This window comes from Nocardioides sp., from assembly GCF_035576065.1.
Lineage (GTDB): Bacteria > Actinomycetota > Actinomycetes > Propionibacteriales > Nocardioidaceae > Nocardioides.
In genome coordinates, this window is sequence record NZ_DATLWX010000011.1 from 207,083 (window position 1) to 225,011 (window position 17,929).

Below are 17,929 nucleotides of genomic sequence, written 5' to 3' on the forward strand. Positions count from 1 at the left end.
AACCCCCCGCTCGTGAATCACGACCGGATGCGACTCGGCAGCGCGCTGCTGGGAATCACCGCCCTGCTTGCCATCGGCCTCGTCCCGCTCTCACCCGCCCAGGCCGAACCGGACATCAAGGACGTCGAGGCCACGGTGGATCGCCTCTACCACGAGGCCGAACAGGCTTCGGAGCGCTACAACGACGCCAAGCTTGACCTCGACGAGCTGCGCAAGGACCTCGCGGCCCTGCGTGCCGACGAGAACCGCCAGAGCGAGAAGCTCGAGGCGGTCCGCAACGAGGTCGCGGACTCGATCCTGCGGGGCTACCAGGGAGAGGCCATCTCCACCGTCGGCCAGGTCGTCGTCTCCGACGACCCCAGCGCCTTCCTGGGTCAGCTCTCGACCATGTCGGGGTTCAACGACCTCCAGGACAGCATGTTCGACGACTACTCCACCGAGCTCCAGGCGCTCGACCTGCGCCGTGCGGCGACTGCCGAGCGCGTCGCGGAGATCGCCGAGACCACTGAGCAGCTCGAGGACGAGAAGTCGACCATCGACTCCAAGCTCGCCGACGCCAAGGACCTGTTGGCCGACCTCGAGGCCGAGGAGCGCGCGAGCCTCCTCGAGACCTCCAGCTCGCGCAGCACCGGCCGGATCCCGACCGCAGCGCCTGCGTCCGGTCGCGCCGCAGCCGCGGTGGCCTACGCCATGGCCCAGGTCGGCGATGCCTACGTCTACGGCGCCACCGGCGACAGCGCCTTCGACTGCTCGGGACTGACCATGCGGGCATGGGGTGCGGCCGGTGTCGGTCTTCCCCACTCCTCGAGTGCGCAGTACGGCTCCGGTGCGCACGTCTCCGCCAGCGCTCTGCAGCCCGGTGACCTAGTCTTCTACTACTCGCCGATCAGCCACGTCGGCCTCTACATCGGCAACGGGATGATCGTGCACGCCGCCAACCCCGGCACCGGGGTCGCCGTCGCCGGCCTCTACTCCATGCCCTACGTCGGCGCGGTCCGCCCTGGCTGATCGCCTGACCTCGAAGACCGGCCGCCCACGATGGTGGGTGGCCGGTCTTTCGTTGTTCCTGGGGCTGGTCGTCCTGGCTGGGCTGGTGCTGTCAGGACGAGGCGAGCGCTACGAGGCAGACCTGTCACGGCAGGGCCCACCGACCGCCCAGTCCGGCGCGGCGGCGGGTGCGGTGCAGGACCTGCTGTCCGCCCTCGAGGCCGGCGATCCTGAGGGTGCGGCCGAGCTGGCCGCCGATGGCGATGCGGCCGCCCGCGACCAGCTGGCGGACGCCGCCACCAACGCGAGGGTCCTCGACCTGACCGAGCTGTCGGCTCGCTACGTCGACGAGGTGGGCGCCGTGTCGCCGGACGGCTCGTGGACCGCCGCGGTGGCACTGACCTGGGCCATTGCCGGCTTCGACGAGGAGCCGGCCAGGGCGGAGGTGCTCGTGGACTTCGCAGGAGACGGCGACCGCGTGGTGATCGCCGGGCTCGGCGGCGGCGACCGCATCAGTCCGCTCTGGTGGGGCCAACGGCTCGCTGTGCGGCGTACTGACACAGCGCTGGTCATGGCAGCCGGTGACGACGCCGCGAGGCAGGTGCGGACCTATCTCCAGCGCGTGCGGCGGGCCATCCCCGTCGTCAGTCGCGTGCTGCCGCAGTGGCGTCCATCGGTGGTGATGGAGGTGCCGGCGAGCGCTGCCGGTCTCGACGCAAGCCTTGACGTGGCCGAGGGCACCTACTCTGCGATCGCCGCCGTCACGGCACAGGCCGACGGTTCCGGTCGCAGTGACGCCCCCGTGAGGGTGTTCGTCAACCCGGAGGTGACCGGGCGTCTTCGCGGCGCAGGCGCCCAGGTCGTGATCAGCCACGAGCTCGTGCACGTGGCGACCGACGCCCCCAATGCCGTGATCGACCCGTGGCTGCTGGAGGGCTTCGCCGACTACGTCGCGCTGCGAGACATCGACCTGCCGCTCGATGTCACGGCGGCGCGGGCGCGCGCGAGCGTACGCCGAAGCGGTGTGCCCGATCGCCTGCCCGGCACCGCGGAGTTCGACGTCGCAGCCGACGACCTTGCGGCGGCCTACGAGATGGCGTGGCTGGCCTGCGTGGAGGTGGCTGCCCAGGTGGGAGAGCAAGGTCTGGTGCGGGTCTACGAGCTGGCCTCCGAGGGGAAGAGCACCCGCGCCGCCCTCGCGAGCGTGGGCCTGACTCCGGATGAGGTGGTCGCCGCGTGGCAACAGCGGCTGAGGAGGCTGGCCTCGTGACCGACGAGCGGGCCGCGCGCCGAGTGGCGCTCGGGGTCACGGTCGTTGCCGCGGTCGGGTTCGCGATCGTCGCCCTCGTCTGGGTGCCGTGGCAACCCGTGGCAGGCGGAACCCCGCGCGCGGTTGCGGCCGACTCGGTGTTCACGCCGCTCGAGATCCGGCGGGGCGAGGACTACGCCTCGTGGGCACGGCTGTGGAGCCTGTCCTCGCTCATCATCAGCCTGGCGGTGGCGTCCGCCCTTGGTTTCAGCCGCTGGGGGGCACTCCTGATGGCACGGCTGCCCGGACCGTGGTGGGTCAGGGTCGTGCTGGGGGTGGCCATGATCGGCTTGGTGGGGCGGCTCGCGACGCTGCCGTGCAGCGTGATGCTGCAGCGACACCGCCTGGCCAACGGCCTCAGCAACCAGTCGTGGGCCGGCTATGCCCGCGACCTCGTCGTCAGTGAGGCGGTCGCGGTGCTCGCCACCTCGCTGGCGCTGCTCGTCCTCATCGGGGTGGCTCGGCGGTGGACTCGTGCCTGGCCGGCCGTTGGTGCGTTCGTGGTGGGCGCGATGGTGGTCCTGACGTCCTTCGTCTATCCGGTCGTCGTCGAGCCGCTGTTCAACGACTTCGTGCCCTTGGAACAGGGAGACCTGCGCTCGGCGATCCTGGAGCTTGCGACCCAGGAGGGTGTGCACGTCGACGACGTCCTGGTGGCCGACGCATCGCGACGTACCACCACCCTGAACGCCTACGTGTCGGGGTTCGGAGCCACCCGCCGGGTGGTTGTCTACGACACCCTCGTCGAGTCGTTGTCGCAGGACGAGGCTTTGTCCGTGGTTGCTCACGAGCTTGCGCACGCCGAGCACGACGACGTGGTCATTGGTACGGCGCTGGGTGCCCTGGGCTCCGCAGCCGGAGTAGGTCTGCTGGGACTCGTGCTGACCCGCAGGGGACGCAGGCTGCCCATGGCCGACCCGGGAGTCGTGCCGGTCGTTCTTGCGCTGACCCTGTGGGCCACGCTGGCGGCGAGTCCGCTGCAGAACGGCATCAGCCGGCAGATCGAGACGCGCGCGGACGTCGACGCCCTGGCAGCCACGGAGGAGGGCCCAGCGTTCATCGAGATGCAGCGGACGCTGGCGCTCAGATCACGTGCAGACCCGACGCCGCCGACCTGGCTGCACTGGTGGTGGGGGAGTCACCCCACGACGCTGCAGCGGGTGGCTCTCGCGGAGTCCTTCCGGTCCGGAAATGGCGGCGACCCGGTCCGCTGACGCAGACCGGGTCGAGATGTCGCTGTTGATCAGAAGGTCAACTTGTAAAGCGGGATGATATTGCCACCCAACAGGGTCATTACGGTGATGAGCACCGCCGCGATCAGGCCCACCAAGAGCGCATACTCGACCGCCGACGCTCCGCGCTCAGATCGAGGCTCAGGCTGTGAGCTCATGCTTGTCTCCTGGCGGTGAGAGCGGAATGCAGAAGGCCGGGGCGCCTCGAGGAGAGGCGCCCCGGCCATACTGGACTGGATCAGAGCTGGTTGGTGATGGAGCTGAACGCGGTGTTGATCTGCTTGCCGAGGAGCACGACGACGGTGATGATCACTGCGGCGATGAGGGCGACCAACAGGCCGTACTCGACGGCGGTGGCGCCGTCCTCCTCGTCGCGCGGGGCAAGCATGAAGAGCTGGAAGGCAATGAACTTCTCGAGCATGTGATTCTCCTAGGGGAATTGAAGTCAGTGTTGACGGGGCCGGGGGCACCCGGTGAGAAGAATCTTGCCCCGGCTCGGCTCCGAGGAGATCAGGTGATCGGTCAAGACCCACTAGTCCCATCTGACTAGGTCGCACCACCCGCTGGACTGGACCAGCTGATCCAGGCGGCTTCGCCGGCCCAGAAATCACAGAGACCGGGACCCCAATGGGTCCCGGCCGAGTGAGCGGAGTCAGAGCTGGTTGGTGATGGAGCTGAACGCGGTGTTGATCTGGTTGCCGAGCAGCACGACGACGGTGATGATCACTGCGGCAATGAGGGCGACCAGCAGGCCGTACTCGACAGCGGTGGCGCCCTCTTCGTCGTTCTTGCGGCCGACGATCATGAAGGTGATGAACTTCTCGAGCATGGGGGTCTCCCTAGTTGAACGGTTGAGGTTGCACAGGCCCGTGCGTGCGCAAGCAGTTATCGTCGCAGCCTTCACCTCGGCGCGGATCGGAGGATCGGTCGCACCTCACTGGTCCTCTCTGACTAGGGAGATGCGCTCAAACGGGAGCGGACATCTAGCCCACCCGGGGGTGACGACGAAGGAGTCAGAAACGCTGGGGCGCCAAGTGCGACAACAACCCCATGCGCATGGCGGTCACGAGGGCCTGTGCTCGGTTGGCGGCGCCGAGCTTCTGATAGATGTGCGTGATGTGGGTCTTCGCGGTGGACTCGCTCATGAACAACCGGCCGGCGATCTCCCCGGTGCCCAGACCATCGGCGAGGAGGGCGAGAACCTCGACCTCGCGAGCGGACAGCGAGGGAGTGGACGGGGTGCTGGCGCGCCGCATCATTGCCGCGGCCAACCCGGTGCACAGGAAGGTCCTGGGCGCGACCGCGGCGTGCTTGGCAGCGCTGACCACCTCGGCGGCCTTGCTGTCCTTGCCCACGAAACCCGATGCGCCCGCTTCCATGGCGGCGAAGATCTGGTCGTCACCGGCGTGCATCGTCAGCACCACCAGACCCACGCTCTCGCTCTCGGCCCGGATGGCCCGGACGACGTCCAGCCCGTGCCCGTCCAGCAGCTGGAGGTCGGTGACCACGACGTCGGGCTGGAGGCTGGCGTAAGCGGTCAGTGCCTCTGCCACACCTCCGACCTGGCCGACGACGGTCATCTGGTCGTCGCGCTCGAAGGCGCGGGCCAATCCTTGGCGGATCAGCTCATGGTCGTCAACGAGGAGAACGGTGGTGGTCACGGGTTGTGATCCTTTCGGGGGTGGCCACGTCCGTCGAGCGCAACAGGACGACTGTGCCCCCGTCTGCGCGTGGCGTGATGGTGAGGCGGGCACCGATTCGCTCGGCTCGTTCAGTCATGGTCTGCAGTCCCCAGTGACGCTCACGGGGAACCGCATTGCCGACGCCGTCGTCCTCGATCCTCAAGGTGACGTCAGAGCCGTCCGAGACCAAGGTGATCCAGACGTTGGCCGCTCGGGCGTGCTTGCGCACGTTGCCGAGGGCTTCCTGCGCGATGCGGAGCAGCTCGGTCTCGATGCGGCTCGGCAGCGCCGGGCCCGACTCGTCGAGGATCAGGTGGACCCGCAGGCCCGTGCCGTGGCTGATCTCGCGCACGTACTCGGTCAACGCTCCGGCCAGTCGGTGGTCGGCGACGTGGTGCCGGAGGTCGAAGATGGAGAATCGCAGCTCGGTGACAACGCGGCTGATCTCGCCGCGCAGGTTTGCTGCCATCTCCCGGATCTCCGGCTCCTGCGAGACGGTCTCGATCTCGTCCACGACGTAGCCCAGCGCGACGACCTCCTGAGCCACACCGTCATGCATCTCGCGGGCGATCCGGTTGCGCTCCTCGGCGGTGGCCATGAGGCGTACGTCGTCGAACAGGACGGCCGTGTCCAGACGCAGGACGAACTCGTCGGCGATCTCCTGGGCCCGCGCCAGCGGCTCGTCGGTCCACTCCTTGGTCCGGACGAGCAACACGTGACCACGCACCTTGTCGGCGCTGCGGAGGGGGAGCTGGGCCACCCCGGGGCCGGCGGGCTTGCCGTCGGCGATCTGGTCGCGTAGGGCCAGCAGCTGGGGAGTGTCGCCATGAGCGGCGAGCAGGTCGACCGCACCACCGTCTGCGTCGATGAAGACCGCGGACTGCTCGGCACCGGTGGCCGAGCGCAGCTCGACGCCCAGGTCCGATGCCACCTGTGCGCTGTCGAGGCCCACCCGGCCGTGCCGCGCCAGCTGGTGCAACTGCGACATCAGCTGGTTGGCCGCAGCGTACGGCGCCTGCCGCGCCTCGATGTCGCGCACCGAGCGCAGCTGCCAGGTGGCCAGCAGACCGACGCCGTAACCTGCGAGCAGCCACAGCGCAGCGCGAGCGAGCCGGTCGGCGCCCCCGGGGTCACCAGCGACCACGGCGGTCACCACGCTGGCTGCCGCCGCGACGAAGATTGCGTTGGTCGCCGTCACCAGCCCGAAGCGGACGCCGGCCACCGCGGGGGGGACCGCGAGGTAGGCGAGCACCCCCGGCTGCTCGGGCGTGGACATCAGGAGAATGGCGACGAGCAGGGACTCGCCGACCGGCAGCCACCGAGTGCCGACCGTGGGGGTGCCCCATTCCAGAGCGCTGGTGGCACTTGCGATCAGGGCGATGGCGGCGAGCAGGGGAGCTGCCTGGCTGAACGATCCGGCAGCCAGGACGGACCCGGTCGCCAGCGCCAGGCTGAAGACCCGGACGGCGGTGGTGACCCGCCACTGCCTCAGCGAGGCAGTGCCTGAGTAGCCGGCGGCCGGGCTCATGTCTTGCCGAACATCTCAATCATGCTGATGACGGCCGGACCCATCACGATGATGAACAGGCACGGCAGGATGAAGAGCATCAGCGGGATCATGATCTTGACCGGCACCTGCTGCGCCTTCTCCTCCGCCCGCTGACGCCGCTTGACACGCATCTCAGCGCTCTGGATGCGCAGCACCCGACCGATCGGGATGCCGAGGTTGTCGGCCTGCACCATGGCCATGCAGAACGACTTCAGCTCCTGGATCGAGGACCGCTCGGCCATGGCCCTCATGGCCTCGGTCCGGCCCACGCCCAGCTGCATCTCCTGCAGCAGGCGGGCGAACTCCTCCGACAACGGGCCCTTGGTGTTGAGGGCAACCCGGCCCACGGCCGAATCGAAGCCGAGCCCGGCCTCCACCGAGACCGTCAGCAGGTCGATTGCGTCTGGCAGGGAGTTGCGCATGAGCTTGGAGCGCTTCTGACCCGCGTTGTTGAGCAGGATGTTGGGCAAGACGTAACCCAGGGCAGCCAACAGTGCGGAGATGATGATGACCCGCATGAAGGGCATTCCGATGACGACGGCCGTGTAGAAGAGCCCGAGGAGCCCGAGACTGCCCAGGCCGAGGGCCTTGAGACCGATCAACCGGCTGACGCCCCAGCCGGGAGGGTTGCCGGCGACATCGAGACGGTATTGCAGCTTCTGGGCGGTGTCGGCGCGGGTCAGCTTCCGCCCCAGCGTGACGAGGCGGTCGCCGAGCGGTCCGATGACGCGCTCGGCGAACGGCCGTTCGAGCTCGGACTCCTTCATCGAGGCTGGAGCGGCGTCGAGGGCCTGGATCGCTGCGACCGAGCGGGCGACGCCGCGCCGCTCGGTGCTGGCGACACCGATCATGCTCAGGACGAGGGTGATGGCGGCGAAGACGAGTCCCGCTCCAAGCAACAGGATGATGGTGGACGACATGATTTCAGACCTCTACCTTTGCCAACTTGGACATGGCCATGCCGCCCATGAGGAGCATGACACCGGCGATGGCCAGGATGATCCAGCCGATCGCGGTGCTCCACAGGACTTCGATGTATTCGCGGTTGGCGAAGGACAAGTAGACCATGATGAACGGCGGCATGCCGGTCAGGATGTAGCCGGAGAGCCGACCCTCCGCGCTGAGTGCCTTCACCTGACGGCGGAGATACTCGCGCTCGCGGAGCGTGTCGGCGACCGTGTTGAGGATCTCGGCCAAGTTGCCGCCGATCTCCCGCTGGATGCGGATCGCCATCACCACCCAGGCGAAGTCGTCGCTCTCCATCCGCTCGCCCACTCCCTCGAGACCCTCGGCGATGTCGACGCCGAGCCTCTGCTCGACCAACGCGCGCCGGAGCTCGCCAGCCATCGGCTCGATCCCCTCCCGGACGACCGTGTCCACAGCCTGCGGCAGAGACAACCCCGCCTGGAGCCCGCCGGCCATCAGGCCGAGGGTCTCGGCGAGCTGACCGTTGAAGGCATTGAGTCGTCGGGAGTGCCGCCACTTCAGGTAGACCCACGGCAGGACGATGCCCAGGAGAAGGCCCAGCACAGCCATGAGCGGGCTCAACAGGAAGAAGAAGACGACGGCGGTGCCGACGGCGATCGCCCCGTGCAACAGCACCCATTCTGCCACCGTCAGTGAGGACCCCGCGCCGGCGAGGCGCTTGGCGATCTTGGTCTCGAGGTCGTCGTTGACCATCCGCCCGGTCAGGGCGACGGCGGAGTCCTTCATTCCGGGGGCATCGGCGGAGCGACGACCACCCTTGGTCTCGCCGCCACCGAAATAGACGTCGAGCCGCTTGTCGACGGACGACTTGCGGCCCGAACCACCGGACAGCATCGCCCACAGGAGAACGGCCAGGCCGAGGAACAGGGCGCCGGCTCCCGCCAGCATGACGGGGGTGCTCACCAGCGGCGCTTCGACCACGGTCGACGTGGGCCCGGTGTCGGCCTTCGCGCGTTCGCCGACGTTGACGAAGACGGAGTCGTCGAAGGACGTGCCAACGCCCTCGACGCTGACCGTGATGTCGGCGTCTCCACTCACCCCGTCGGGGAGCTCGACGCTGACCAGCAGCTGCTGGGCGAGCGCCTGCGCCTGGTCGGCAACGACGGCAGCCAAGGCCTCGGCCTCGGCCGGGATGACTTGGCCTGATGTCTCGTCCGCGAAGGTGTTGAGGGCATCGGCCTTCGCCGCCCCTCCGATCGACACCACGTCGATCACCACCTCGGCCTCCACCGCCGCCTTCGCCACCTCGTCAAGAGTGGCCGTGCTGCCGGTGTCAGCGCCGTCGGAGAGGAGCAGCAGCGAACGAGATCCCTCGGACCCCGCCAGCTCCAGGGCCTCTGCGACCGCGTCATAGACGCCGGTGCCGGCGGCGAGCTCGAGGCCGGTGAACTCCTCCAGCAGGGCTTGGCGATCCGTGGTGGGGGGCACGACGGTGCCGACGGTGCCCGCGAAGGCCACCATGCCGATCTGGACGTCGGGAGGTGCCGTTGCCAGGAACGCGGTCACCGCGTCGGTCGCGGCGTCGAACTTCGCCCCGCGCATGCTGTTGCTGGCGTCCACCACGAGGATCGAGGTACGCGTCACGTCGCCCGCAGCGACCGCCTTGGCCTTGGCGTCGACTGCCTCGCCGTTGATCTGGACCGAGACGTCGGACTCGCCGACCGACGCGCCCGGCACGCCGTCCACCGAGACGACCATGGAGACGACCCCGTCGGTGGTCTCCACGAAGTCGATGGTCACCTCGTCGGCGGCCATGGCAGGCGCGACCGAGAGGACTGTGAGTGCGGCAAGACTCGCGAGCGCCGCAGCGCGGGGGCGCCACCGAAGCAGGATCATCGCAGCCCGCTGGGGGTTGCGAAGATGGTCGGGTCGACCTTGACGCCGTGGTCGATGAGGCGCTCGAGGAAGCGAGGTCGCAGGCCCATCGACTTGAGCTGGCCCTGGAACTTCCCGTTCTCGTCCGTGCCGGCCGAGTAGTCGAAGAGGAACACGTCCTGGGTCGTGATGATCTCGCCTTCCATGCCCACGATCTCGGTGATCGCGGTGATCCGGCGCGTGCCGTCCTTGAGACGGGTCTGCTGGATGATCAGGTCCACGGCGCTGGCGACCTGCTCGCGGATGGCGCGCATCGGCAGGTCCATCCCGGCCATGAGCACCATCGTCTCCAGACGGGAGAGGGCGTCGCGAGGGGTGTTGGCGTGCAACGTCGAGATGGAACCGTCGTGACCGGTGTTCATCGCCTGCAGCATGTCGAGCGCGGCAGCGTCACGGATCTCACCGACCACGATCCGGTCGGGTCGCATGCGCAGCGAGTTCTTCACGAGGTCGCGGATGGTCACTGCGCCCTTGCCCTCGATGTTGGACGGACGCGACTCGAGCCGCAGGACGTGGTCCTGGTGCAGTCGGAGCTCGGCGGCGTCCTCGATGGTCACGATGCGCTCGTCGGAGGGGATGAACGAGGAGAGCACGTTGAGTGTCGTGGTCTTGCCGGAACCGGTTCCGCCGGAGACCAGGATGTTGAGGCGGCCCTTGACACAGGCTTCGAGGAGGTCTGCGCCCTGGCGCGAGATGGAGTTGAAGCTGATCAGGTCCTCGATGGTGTACGGGTCCTCGGAGAACTTACGAATGGTCAGCTTGGAGCCGTCGAGAGCCAGCGGCGGGATGATGGCGTTGACACGGCTGCCGTCGGGCAGGCGGGCGTCCACCATGGGGCTGGTCTCGTCGACGCGTCGGCCGATCTTGCTGACGATCTTGTCGATCGTTCGGCGCAGGTGGGCCTCGTCGGCGAACTGGAAGTCCGTCTTGACCAGCTTGCCCTTGCGCTCGATGTAGATGCTGTCGAAGGAGTTGACCATGACCTCGGAGAGGTCGCCGTCGCGCAACAGCGGCTCCAGGGGACCGTAGCCGAGGATGTCGTCGGCAATCTCCTGGGAGACGCGGGCGCGGTCGACCGAGGACATCGGCTGGTCGGCATCGGCGAGCGCGATCTGCAGGGCGACGTGCACCTGCTGCTCCAGCTCGGACTGGGTCATGTGCGCGTCGTACAGCTTGGGTCCCAGCGCCTCGACGAGCTTGGCATGGACGATCCGCTTGACCTCGGCAAAGGGGTCGCGTCCGGCAGGCGCTGCCTTGGTGGCCGTCAGCTTCGCGAGGGCCGTGGTGCCGCTCCCGTTCGACGTCCCGGACGGGGGAGCGGTTGCCTGAGGAGTGGCGGCGCGGGCGGCGGCGACACGCGCGCCGGGGGGTGCTCCTGCCGGTGCAGCGGGGGCAGGAGGGGGCGCGGTGGCGACGCCGGCTGCTGCTGGGGCGGGCTCTCGGGCCGTGGCGGGAGCGTCCGAGGACGTGCGGGAGCGTTGAGCGGCGGCGATCCGGTCGCTGAGACTCATGTCAGTCCTTCCTGAGACGCAAGCGGGAGCCTGAGGCCTTGCGACCCTTGGACCCGGTGTCGCTGACGCCGATGAACGAGTGGGCGAGTGAGGTGATGGCTTTGGAGTTGGGGTGCGAGGGGTAGGCGCGGACCAGCGCTTCGCCCCGGTTGACGGCCGTCAGCACTTCGCGGCTCGAGACCAGCGTCGTGTTCGCCTTGAGGCCGAGGGTGGACTCGAACTCGTCAACCGTGAGCCCGACCTTCCCGTCAGCCCTGTTGAGGACGAACTTCCACGTGTCGCGGGGGAAGTTGAGGAGGTCGAGGGTGCCGGTCGCCAGCTTGAGGCCCTTGAGCGCCGGGATGTCGAGGGTGGCGACCAGGATGATGGTGTCGGTCCGATCGAGAGCCGTGAGGGCGTTGTCGTCGAAGACCCCGGACGTGTCGACCACGACGTAGTCGAACATCGCCTTGAGGGTGTCGATCATGTTGCCGATGTCGTCCGCGGTGGCATGGTCCGGTGAGTCGAGCCGCACGGGCGCAGCGACGATGGACAACCGGTCGGAATGACGGGTGAGGATGGAGGTGATGGCCTCCTCGTCGATGATGCCGTTGAAGGCGACGAGGTCATTGATCGTCCGCGTCGGTGAGAGCTGCAGCATGATCGCCACATCACCACTGTTGACGTCGAGGTCGATCAAGCAGACCTTCTTGCCGGCGTCGCTGAGGGCGACGGCCGTGTTGGTGGCCACCAGGCTCTTGCCGACACCGCCCTTGGTCGAGAAGACCGTGAGCAGCTTGCCCTGCGGAGCGTCCGCAGCTGCCTGAGCGGCTGCCGACTCGGCCCGGACCTGGGCAACGGCCGACGTCGCAGCGGCCTTGGCCTCGCCCTCCAGGATCTTGGACATCTCGCCTGCGACCGATCGGGCGCGGTGCACGGCGGTGGTGATGCCGGCCAGGTCGCTGGCCTCCACCACCTCGCGCATCCCGCTGCGGAGGGCAGTTGTCAGGACGTCGTGGTCGATCGCGCGACGCAGGAGGATCACGCCGAGATCGGGCCGCTGGATGCGCGACCGCTTCGCGAAAGCCGTGGCGACGTCCATGCCGACGGTCGGCCCGATGACCACCGCGAACTCGTGGGGTTCGGCGACCAGATGAGCGTCCAGCTCGTCCATGGTCTGGTAGGCGATCGATCCGTGGAGCATCGTCCGGACGATCGTGAGCTGCCCGACGTCGGGCTCGAGGATTGCGGTCACTGTCCGGGCCTGAGGAGCTCGGGCATCAGCTGGTCGGCCGAGACACCCGGCTGGTCGGTGATCTTCGTGTTCTTGTTCAGCAGGGCGAACGACACGTCGCTGTTGCGGGAGGCGTAGATCAGCTTCTCTGCGTCCTTCTGGTTGACCGCCACGGTCAGGATGGTCCTGGGCACCGACTCGGTGACCTCGGCGCCGGCCTCGGTGGTGATCGTCGTGGCGGAGACACTGGTCGTGCCGACGCCGATGACCTGGACCTTGGGCAGCAGGAGACGGGTGTACGGCGGCAGGGTCTTCTGAGTGCCGTCAGGCAGGAATAGCACCGGGTCGGACGACATGAAGATCGCCACGTCGGAGCCGGGATTGACGAAGCCGGCGACTCGCTCCGGGTCGGAGAGCTCGACGGACACGGCGAGCTTGTCGTCAGGGATGACCAGGCTCTCGGAGTCGGACTGGCTGCCGAACTTGGCGGCCAGGATCTGCTCGCCCGGGAAGATGGTGCCGAGGGCGACCGAGTCCTGGATCCCCTGGGTGGTCGTCAACGCGCCGTCGACGAAGTCGGCGCGGCGTACTTCCCGCGTCTCGAACTTCCCGGCCTCGCTCGCGTCGGTGACGTCCTCGCCTGACTCGATGGTCGCAGAGGCGACCAGCACCTCGACCATCTCCTGGCCTTCCTGGGCGCGTTGATCGATGCCTTGGACGTAGACCACGATCAGTGCTGTGCCGGCCAGGGCGATGATCACAGCAACCAGCAGGAGGACGGAGCGGCGAGCCATGTGGCGTTCCTTCGCAGTGTCAGAGAATCCGGGATTTCGTCTGGGTTTGCTCAGGTCAACCGCCGGGCGGGTGATGTGAGCTGCCACCAGTCGGCGTAGGGGAGGACCCAGATTCCTCCCCGGTTGAAAAATCTAGGGGGCTGGCCGGAGGTGTGTGGGCTAAACCGAACAAACCGCCCGAACGACGCGTTCGTACCACCCGAAATGACTAGAGATGACTCCGATTCCCTAGTCACTTCGGTGACGGGGCGCGCGAGGTCGGACGCGATCAGGGTAGGTAGAGGGCCTCGACGTCGGCTCGGAACTCGCGCATGACCACCGTGCGCTTGAGCTTGAGGCTCGGCGTCAGGTGCCCGCCCTCCTCGGTCCACTCATCGGGGAGGATGGCGAACTTGCGGATCGCCTCGGCCCGGGAGACGGCCGCGTTGGCGTCGTCAACGGCCTTGTCGATCGCTGCGAGCAGGTCCGGATCGTCGAGGTTGTCCTCCACGGAGCTCGACTTGCCGTGCGCCTCGGCCCAAGCGGGGAAGGCGTCGCGGTCCAGGGTCACGAGGGCGGCGATGAAGGGCTGGCCGTCGCCGACGACGATGCACTGGTCGATGAGTGCGTGGGCGCGGAGGTGGTCCTCGAGCACTGCGGGGGAGACGTTCTTGCCGCCCGCTGTCACCAGGATCTCCTTCTGGCGGCCCGTGATCCGGACGAAGCCTTCGTCGTCGACCTCGCCCACGTCGCCGGTGTGGAACCAGCCGTCCGCGACGGCTTCGGCCGTCGCTGCCTCGTTGGCCCAGTAGCCGTCGAAGACCTGGCCGCCGCGGAAGAGCAGCTCGCCGTCGTCGGCGACCCGCACGGCTGTGCCGGGCAGCGGCCGGCCGACCGTGCCGATCTTCTGGGCGTCCGGGAGGTTGACCGTGAGCGCAGCCGTGGTCTCGGTCAGGCCGTAGCCCTCCAGCACGGTGACGCCCACGCCGCGGTAGAAGTGGCCGAGGCGTTCCCCGAGGGGGGCGCCGCCGGAGACGGCGTAGGAGCACTTCCCGCCCAGCGCGGCGCGCAGTTTGCCGTAGACCAGCTTGTCGAAGAGCGCGTGCTGGGCCCTGACCCGGAGCGGGACCCGGCCCTTGTCCTGGGCCCGCGACCAGGCGATGGCCGTCTCGGCTGCGCGGTCGAACAGCTTGCCGTGACCATCAGCAGTCGCGCCCTGGGAAGCGCTGTTGAAGACCTTCTCGAAGACTCGCGGCACCGCAAGGATGAAGGTGGGCTGGAAGGCCTCGAGGTCGGCGAGGAGATGGGTGATGTCGGCACTGTGGCCCAGCCGGACCCGCTGCTTGACGCAGCCCACCTGGATGATCCGCGCGAAGACGTGGGCAAGTGGCAAGAAGAGCAGGGTGGAGGCGCCGGAGGTGTCGAAGAGCTCGTGGAGCTCCGCAGTGGCGACCTCCAGCTCGAACATGAAGTTGCCGTGGGTGAGCATGCAGCCCTTCGGCCTCCCCGTTGTCCCGCTCGTGTAGAGCAGCGTCGCGAGGTCGCTCAGCGCGGTCGTCGTACGCCGCGCCTCGAGTGCCTCGTCGGAGATGTCCTCACCCAGCTTGCCCAGCACGCGGAGAGCGTTGTCCTCCAACGACCAGACGTGGTTGAGGTCGGAGCCCGCTCCGGCCTGGCGCGCCTCGCGGACCCGGGCGAGATGATGGGCGCTCTCGGCGACGACCGCCCGAGCCCCCGAGTCCTGCAGGATCCAGCCGATCTGTTCGGCGGACGACGTCTCGTAGACCGGCACGGTCACGGCCCCGGCGAACCAGATGGCGTAGTCGAGGAGCGTCCACTCGTAGCGGGTCTTGGAGATCAGCGCGACCCGGTCGCCGGCCTCGATGCCGGCTGCCATCAGGCCCTTGGCAACTGCGGAGACCTCGGCGAGGAACTCGCCCGCCGTCACGTCCACCCAGGCGTTCGAGATGCGACGGCTGAAGATCACGTCATCAGCAGCCTCGCGGGCGTTGCGGACGACGTCGTCGGTGAGGTTGCCGGCAGCCGGGATCTCGATCGTGAGTGGCGCAGCGAACTCGCGCACAGAGGCCTCCTTGAAGGGCGGTGTGCCCGCAGGCTATCGCTGGCCAGCAGCTCGAGCTGCGCTGGCTCGACGTCCGGTAGGGTCACCGGCATGGCCGAGCAGACCACCTCGTCGATCGTGATCGACGCCCCGCCCGCCGCGGTGATGGCGGTGATCGCCGACTTCAAGTCCTACCCGTCGTGGGCCAAGGGCGTCCAGACGGCCGAGGTCACCTCCGAGGGGGTGGACGGTCGCGCCGAGGAGGTCTTCTTCGAGCTCGACGTGTCACCGATCAAGGACGAATACACGTTGGCCTACGACTGGGACGGCGACCGTGAGGTCACCTGGTCGCTCGTCGAGGGCAAGATGCTCAAGGCGCTGGACGGCTCCTACGCCCTGCGCGACCTGGGCGAGGGCTCGACCGAGGTGACCTATCGCCTCGCCCTGGACGTCTCGATCCCGCTGATCGGCATGCTCAAGCGCAAGGGCGAGAAGATCCTGATCGACACCGCCCTCAAGGGTCTGAAGAAGCGCGTCGAGACGCTCTGAGCGCGCAGGCCTGACGCGTGCGGATCGTTCTGTTCACGGGCAAGGGCGGCGTCGGCAAGTCCACGATCGCGGCTGGTACGGCCGCGTTGGCGGCCGCCGAGGGGCATCGCACGCTCGTGCTGTCCACGGATGCTGCCCACTCGCTGGCGGATGCGTTCGGTGCGCCCGCAGGGTCCGAGCCGAGCGAGGTCTCGCCAGGCCTCTTCGTCCAGCAGGTCGACGCCCAGCTCCGCTTCGAGCAGTCGTGGGCGGAGATCCAGGCCTATCTCCTGCGCGTGCTCGACGTCGCCGGTGTCGATCCGGTGGCGGCGGAGGAGCTGGCGGTCATCCCCGGCGCGGAGGAGGTCCTGGCGCTGCTCGAGCTGCGGGCGCAGGCCCAGTGCGGCGAGTGGGACGTCATCATCGTCGACTGCGCGCCAACCGCCGAGACCCTGCGATTGCTGGCCCTGCCGGAGGCACTCGGGTGGTACATGGAGCGGGTCTTCCCGGTGGAGCGCCGTATCGTCAAGGCGCTGGGGCCGATGCTGTCGAGGGCGGCCAAGATGCCGATGCCCGAGGACTCGGTCTTCGGTGCGATCGAGCGCCTGCACGCGGAGCTGGACGAGGTGCACGGACTGCTGACGGGGCCGGACTCAAGTGTCCGGGTGGTGCTGACGCCGGAGTCCGTGGTGCTCGCGGAGGCCCGTCGCTCCTACACGATGCTGTCGCTGTTCGGCTATCGGGTCGACGGCGTCGTGGTCAACCGGATCTTCCCGGAGGACGGTAGCGACGACTGGCGTGCCGGTTGGGTCCTGGCCCAGAAGCACGTGCTCGGCCAGGTCTCGGAGTCCTTCGCCGGTCTGCCGCTGTGGCGCTCGGTCTACCGCACGGCGGAGCCCATCGGCGTCGAGGCCCTGACAGAGCTGGCGCGTGAGGTGTACGCCGACTGCGACCCGTTGGCGGTCCCCGAGGGGAACGGACCGTTCCGCGTCACCCGCACGGGCTCGGGGGCCGTGCTCCACCTCGCCCTGCCGCACGTCACCCGCGACGACGTCGATCTCGCCCGGCACGGCGACGAGCTCGTGGTGAGTGTGGGGTCGTATCGTCGTCTGCTCACGCTGCCCCCGGGGTTGGGCCGTCACCGGGTGGCCGGTGCGCGGATGGCCCAGGGGGAGCTCCAGGTCAGGTTCGAGGAGGGCACGTCGTGACGCACGCGCAGGACGGACACGACCCCGACGTCGGGTCGTTGGCCGAGGAGGCCACCAAGCTGCTGGGCGCGATCAACGACTGGGCCCGCGAACACGGCCACGGACTGGGCGAGAGCGTCTCGGGGATGTCCGACCATGCGACTGCGGCCGCCCACGACCTCAACGGCCACCTCGCGACCGGCGCAGCCGAGTGCACGGTGTGCCCCATCTGCCGCACGGTGCACGCGGCGCGCCACCTGAGTCCGGAGGTCAAGAACCACTTGGCCAGTGCCGCGGCCTCGCTGATGCATGCCGCCGCCGGGATGCTGGCGACGGTGGTGCCGCCCGGCGAGCCCGCGTCCGGGTCCGGGGTCGAGCACATCGACCTGGACGAGCCGACCGACGACTGGCCCGCAGACGAGCCCTCATGACCGTAGGTCTTGCCTGCGGAGTCGACGTGGGCGGCACCAAGATCGCGGCAGGGGTCGTCGCTGCCGACGGGTCCGTGCTGGAGGAGCTGAGGGTGGAGTCGCCGGCGCGCGACGCAGATGCGCTCGAGGATGCCACCGGCGGTCTCGTCGGCGACCTCGCCTCGCGCCACGAGATCGTCTGCGTCGGGATCGGCGCGGCGGGATACGTCGATCGGCACCGGGCCCAGATTCTGTCCGCCCCCAACCTCGCGTGGCGTGACCTGGACCTCAAGGCAGAGATCGAGAAGCGGGTCGACCTGCCCGTCGTGGTTGAGAACGACGCCAACGCCGCGGCGTGGGGCGAGTTCACCTTCGGCGCAGGCAGGGACGACGTCCTACGCCTCTGGGACGGCGCTCGTGCGCGGAGCCCGCGCCGCCGCCGAGGGGAGCTCGCCCCTCGCGGCTGATCTCCTCGAGCGTGCCGGCGGTGTCGTCGCAGCGATCGACGGACCATTCATCACCGAGGCAGCCCTGGCCGGCGATGCAGTCGCCCTGGGGGGGGTCGTGGTTCTCGGGACGCGGGTTGGGGGAGGGCATCGCGTCCCTGGCCGCCGTGCTCGACGC

General features: G+C 68.6%; 18 protein-coding genes. 7 read left to right on the forward strand and 11 right to left on the reverse strand.

All coding sequences use genetic code 11. The features are described 5' to 3' along the window. The first annotated feature begins 12 nt into the window (after positions 1 to 12). From VNJ48_RS05690 to VNJ48_RS05700, 3 genes are read left to right on the forward strand one after another with little or no spacing between them, the layout of a single operon-like run. Positions 13 to 1,008 (forward strand): NlpC/P60 family protein, encoded by a 996-nt coding sequence (locus tag VNJ48_RS05690; RefSeq protein WP_325599968.1) that lies wholly within the window; start codon positions 13 to 15, stop codon positions 1,006 to 1,008. 37 nt (positions 1,009 to 1,045) lie between these two features. After that, the gene (locus VNJ48_RS05695) at positions 1,046 to 2,257 is read left to right on the forward strand and encodes a hypothetical protein (RefSeq protein WP_325599970.1); all 1,212 of its coding nucleotides are present in this window, start codon (positions 1,046 to 1,048) and stop codon (positions 2,255 to 2,257) included. Then, a complete protein-coding gene (locus tag VNJ48_RS05700) occupies positions 2,224 to 3,510 on the forward strand; it encodes a M48 family metallopeptidase (protein WP_325599972.1) in 1,287 nt (428 codons plus the stop codon). The genes VNJ48_RS05695 and VNJ48_RS05700 overlap by 34 nt, the downstream gene beginning before the upstream one ends. A gap of 29 nt (positions 3,511 to 3,539) precedes the next feature. Here VNJ48_RS05700 and VNJ48_RS05705 read toward each other — a convergent pair whose 3' ends face one another. The 11 genes from VNJ48_RS05705 to VNJ48_RS05755 all read right to left on the reverse strand — a co-directional run bounded on the left by VNJ48_RS05705 (position 3,540) and on the right by VNJ48_RS05755 (position 15,201). After that, complete coding sequence (locus VNJ48_RS05705) at positions 3,540 to 3,686, reverse strand: Flp family type IVb pilin (RefSeq protein WP_325599974.1); 147 nt, start codon at positions 3,684 to 3,686, stop codon at positions 3,540 to 3,542. 80 nt (positions 3,687 to 3,766) lie between these two features. Continuing rightward, positions 3,767 to 3,949 (reverse strand): Flp family type IVb pilin, encoded by a 183-nt coding sequence (locus tag VNJ48_RS05710; RefSeq protein ID WP_325599976.1) that lies wholly within the window; start codon positions 3,947 to 3,949, stop codon positions 3,767 to 3,769. 231 nt (positions 3,950 to 4,180) lie between these two features. Continuing rightward, the gene (locus VNJ48_RS05715) at positions 4,181 to 4,357 is read right to left on the reverse strand and encodes a Flp family type IVb pilin (protein ID WP_325599978.1); all 177 of its coding nucleotides are present in this window, start codon (positions 4,355 to 4,357) and stop codon (positions 4,181 to 4,183) included. A 184-nt stretch (positions 4,358 to 4,541) separates the two neighbouring features. Then, entirely contained in the window at positions 4,542 to 5,189 is a 648-nt protein-coding gene (locus VNJ48_RS05720) for a response regulator transcription factor (protein WP_325599980.1), read from the reverse strand. After that, complete coding sequence (locus VNJ48_RS05725; protein ID WP_325599982.1) at positions 5,164 to 6,738, reverse strand: sensor histidine kinase; 1,575 nt, start codon at positions 6,736 to 6,738, stop codon at positions 5,164 to 5,166. The genes VNJ48_RS05720 and VNJ48_RS05725 overlap by 26 nt, the downstream gene beginning before the upstream one ends. Next, complete coding sequence (locus VNJ48_RS05730; RefSeq protein WP_325599984.1) at positions 6,735 to 7,679, reverse strand: type II secretion system F family protein; 945 nt, start codon at positions 7,677 to 7,679, stop codon at positions 6,735 to 6,737. The genes VNJ48_RS05725 and VNJ48_RS05730 overlap by 4 nt, the downstream gene beginning before the upstream one ends. Positions 7,680 to 7,683: 4 nt before the next feature. Next, entirely contained in the window at positions 7,684 to 9,582 is a 1,899-nt protein-coding gene (locus VNJ48_RS05735) for a type II secretion system F family protein (RefSeq protein WP_325599986.1), read from the reverse strand. Beyond that, the gene (locus VNJ48_RS05740; protein ID WP_325599988.1) at positions 9,579 to 11,132 is read right to left on the reverse strand and encodes a CpaF family protein; all 1,554 of its coding nucleotides are present in this window, start codon (positions 11,130 to 11,132) and stop codon (positions 9,579 to 9,581) included. The genes VNJ48_RS05735 and VNJ48_RS05740 overlap by 4 nt, the downstream gene beginning before the upstream one ends. A 1-nt stretch (position 11,133) precedes the next feature. Next, complete coding sequence (locus VNJ48_RS05745; RefSeq protein ID WP_325599990.1) at positions 11,134 to 12,366, reverse strand: AAA family ATPase; 1,233 nt, start codon at positions 12,364 to 12,366, stop codon at positions 11,134 to 11,136. Next, positions 12,363 to 13,139 (reverse strand): Flp pilus assembly protein CpaB, encoded by a 777-nt coding sequence (cpaB, locus tag VNJ48_RS05750; RefSeq protein WP_325599992.1) that lies wholly within the window; start codon positions 13,137 to 13,139, stop codon positions 12,363 to 12,365. The genes VNJ48_RS05745 and cpaB overlap by 4 nt, the downstream gene beginning before the upstream one ends. A gap of 268 nt (positions 13,140 to 13,407) precedes the next feature. After that, on the reverse strand, positions 13,408 to 15,201 hold the full coding sequence (locus VNJ48_RS05755; protein WP_325599994.1) for an AMP-dependent synthetase/ligase: 1,794 nt from the start codon (positions 15,199 to 15,201) through the stop codon (positions 13,408 to 13,410). 90 nt (positions 15,202 to 15,291) lie between these two features. On the opposite strand from VNJ48_RS05755, the gene VNJ48_RS05760 reads away from it, so the two are divergent. The 4 genes from VNJ48_RS05760 to VNJ48_RS05775 are packed head-to-tail and all read left to right on the forward strand — an operon-like array spanning position 15,292 to position 17,772. Beyond that, entirely contained in the window at positions 15,292 to 15,729 is a 438-nt protein-coding gene (locus VNJ48_RS05760) for an SRPBCC family protein (RefSeq protein WP_325599996.1), read from the forward strand. Positions 15,730 to 15,746: 17 nt separating this feature from the next. Then, complete coding sequence (locus VNJ48_RS05765; protein WP_325599998.1) at positions 15,747 to 16,916, forward strand: ArsA family ATPase; 1,170 nt, start codon at positions 15,747 to 15,749, stop codon at positions 16,914 to 16,916. Then, complete coding sequence (locus VNJ48_RS05770) at positions 16,913 to 17,326, forward strand: hypothetical protein (RefSeq protein ID WP_325600000.1); 414 nt, start codon at positions 16,913 to 16,915, stop codon at positions 17,324 to 17,326. The genes VNJ48_RS05765 and VNJ48_RS05770 overlap by 4 nt, the downstream gene beginning before the upstream one ends. Next, positions 17,323 to 17,772 carry an ROK family protein gene (locus VNJ48_RS05775; protein ID WP_325600002.1) on the forward strand — a complete coding sequence of 150 codons (450 nt, stop codon included), beginning with the start codon at positions 17,323 to 17,325 and terminating at the stop codon, positions 17,770 to 17,772. The genes VNJ48_RS05770 and VNJ48_RS05775 overlap by 4 nt, the downstream gene beginning before the upstream one ends. The last annotated feature ends 157 nt before the right edge of the window (positions 17,773 to 17,929 follow it).

Bases quoted from the DNA above. Each gene is read 5' to 3' on its own strand.
- VNJ48_RS05705 (WP_325599974.1), bottom strand. From the start codon at position 3,686: ATGAGCTCACAGCCTGAGCCTCGATCTGAGCGCGGAGCGTCGGCGGTC.
- VNJ48_RS05710 (WP_325599976.1), bottom strand. From the start codon at position 3,949: ATGCTCGAGAAGTTCATTGCCTTCCAGCTCTTCATGCTTGCCCCGCGC.
- VNJ48_RS05715 (WP_325599978.1), bottom strand. From the start codon at position 4,357: ATGCTCGAGAAGTTCATCACCTTCATGATCGTCGGCCGCAAGAACGAC.
- VNJ48_RS05725 (WP_325599982.1), bottom strand. From the start codon at position 6,738: ATGAGCCCGGCCGCCGGCTACTCAGGCACTGCCTCGCTGAGGCAGTGG.
- VNJ48_RS05730 (WP_325599984.1), bottom strand. From the start codon at position 7,679: ATGTCGTCCACCATCATCCTGTTGCTTGGAGCGGGACTCGTCTTCGCC.
- VNJ48_RS05735 (WP_325599986.1), bottom strand. From the start codon at position 9,582: ATGATCCTGCTTCGGTGGCGCCCCCGCGCTGCGGCGCTCGCGAGTCTT.
- VNJ48_RS05740 (WP_325599988.1), bottom strand. From the start codon at position 11,132: ATGAGTCTCAGCGACCGGATCGCCGCCGCTCAACGCTCCCGCACGTCC.
- cpaB (WP_325599992.1), bottom strand. From the start codon at position 13,139: ATGGCTCGCCGCTCCGTCCTCCTGCTGGTTGCTGTGATCATCGCCCTG.
- VNJ48_RS05760 (WP_325599996.1), top strand. From the start codon at position 15,292: ATGGCCGAGCAGACCACCTCGTCGATCGTGATCGACGCCCCGCCCGCC.
- VNJ48_RS05775 (WP_325600002.1), top strand. From the start codon at position 17,323: ATGACCGTAGGTCTTGCCTGCGGAGTCGACGTGGGCGGCACCAAGATC.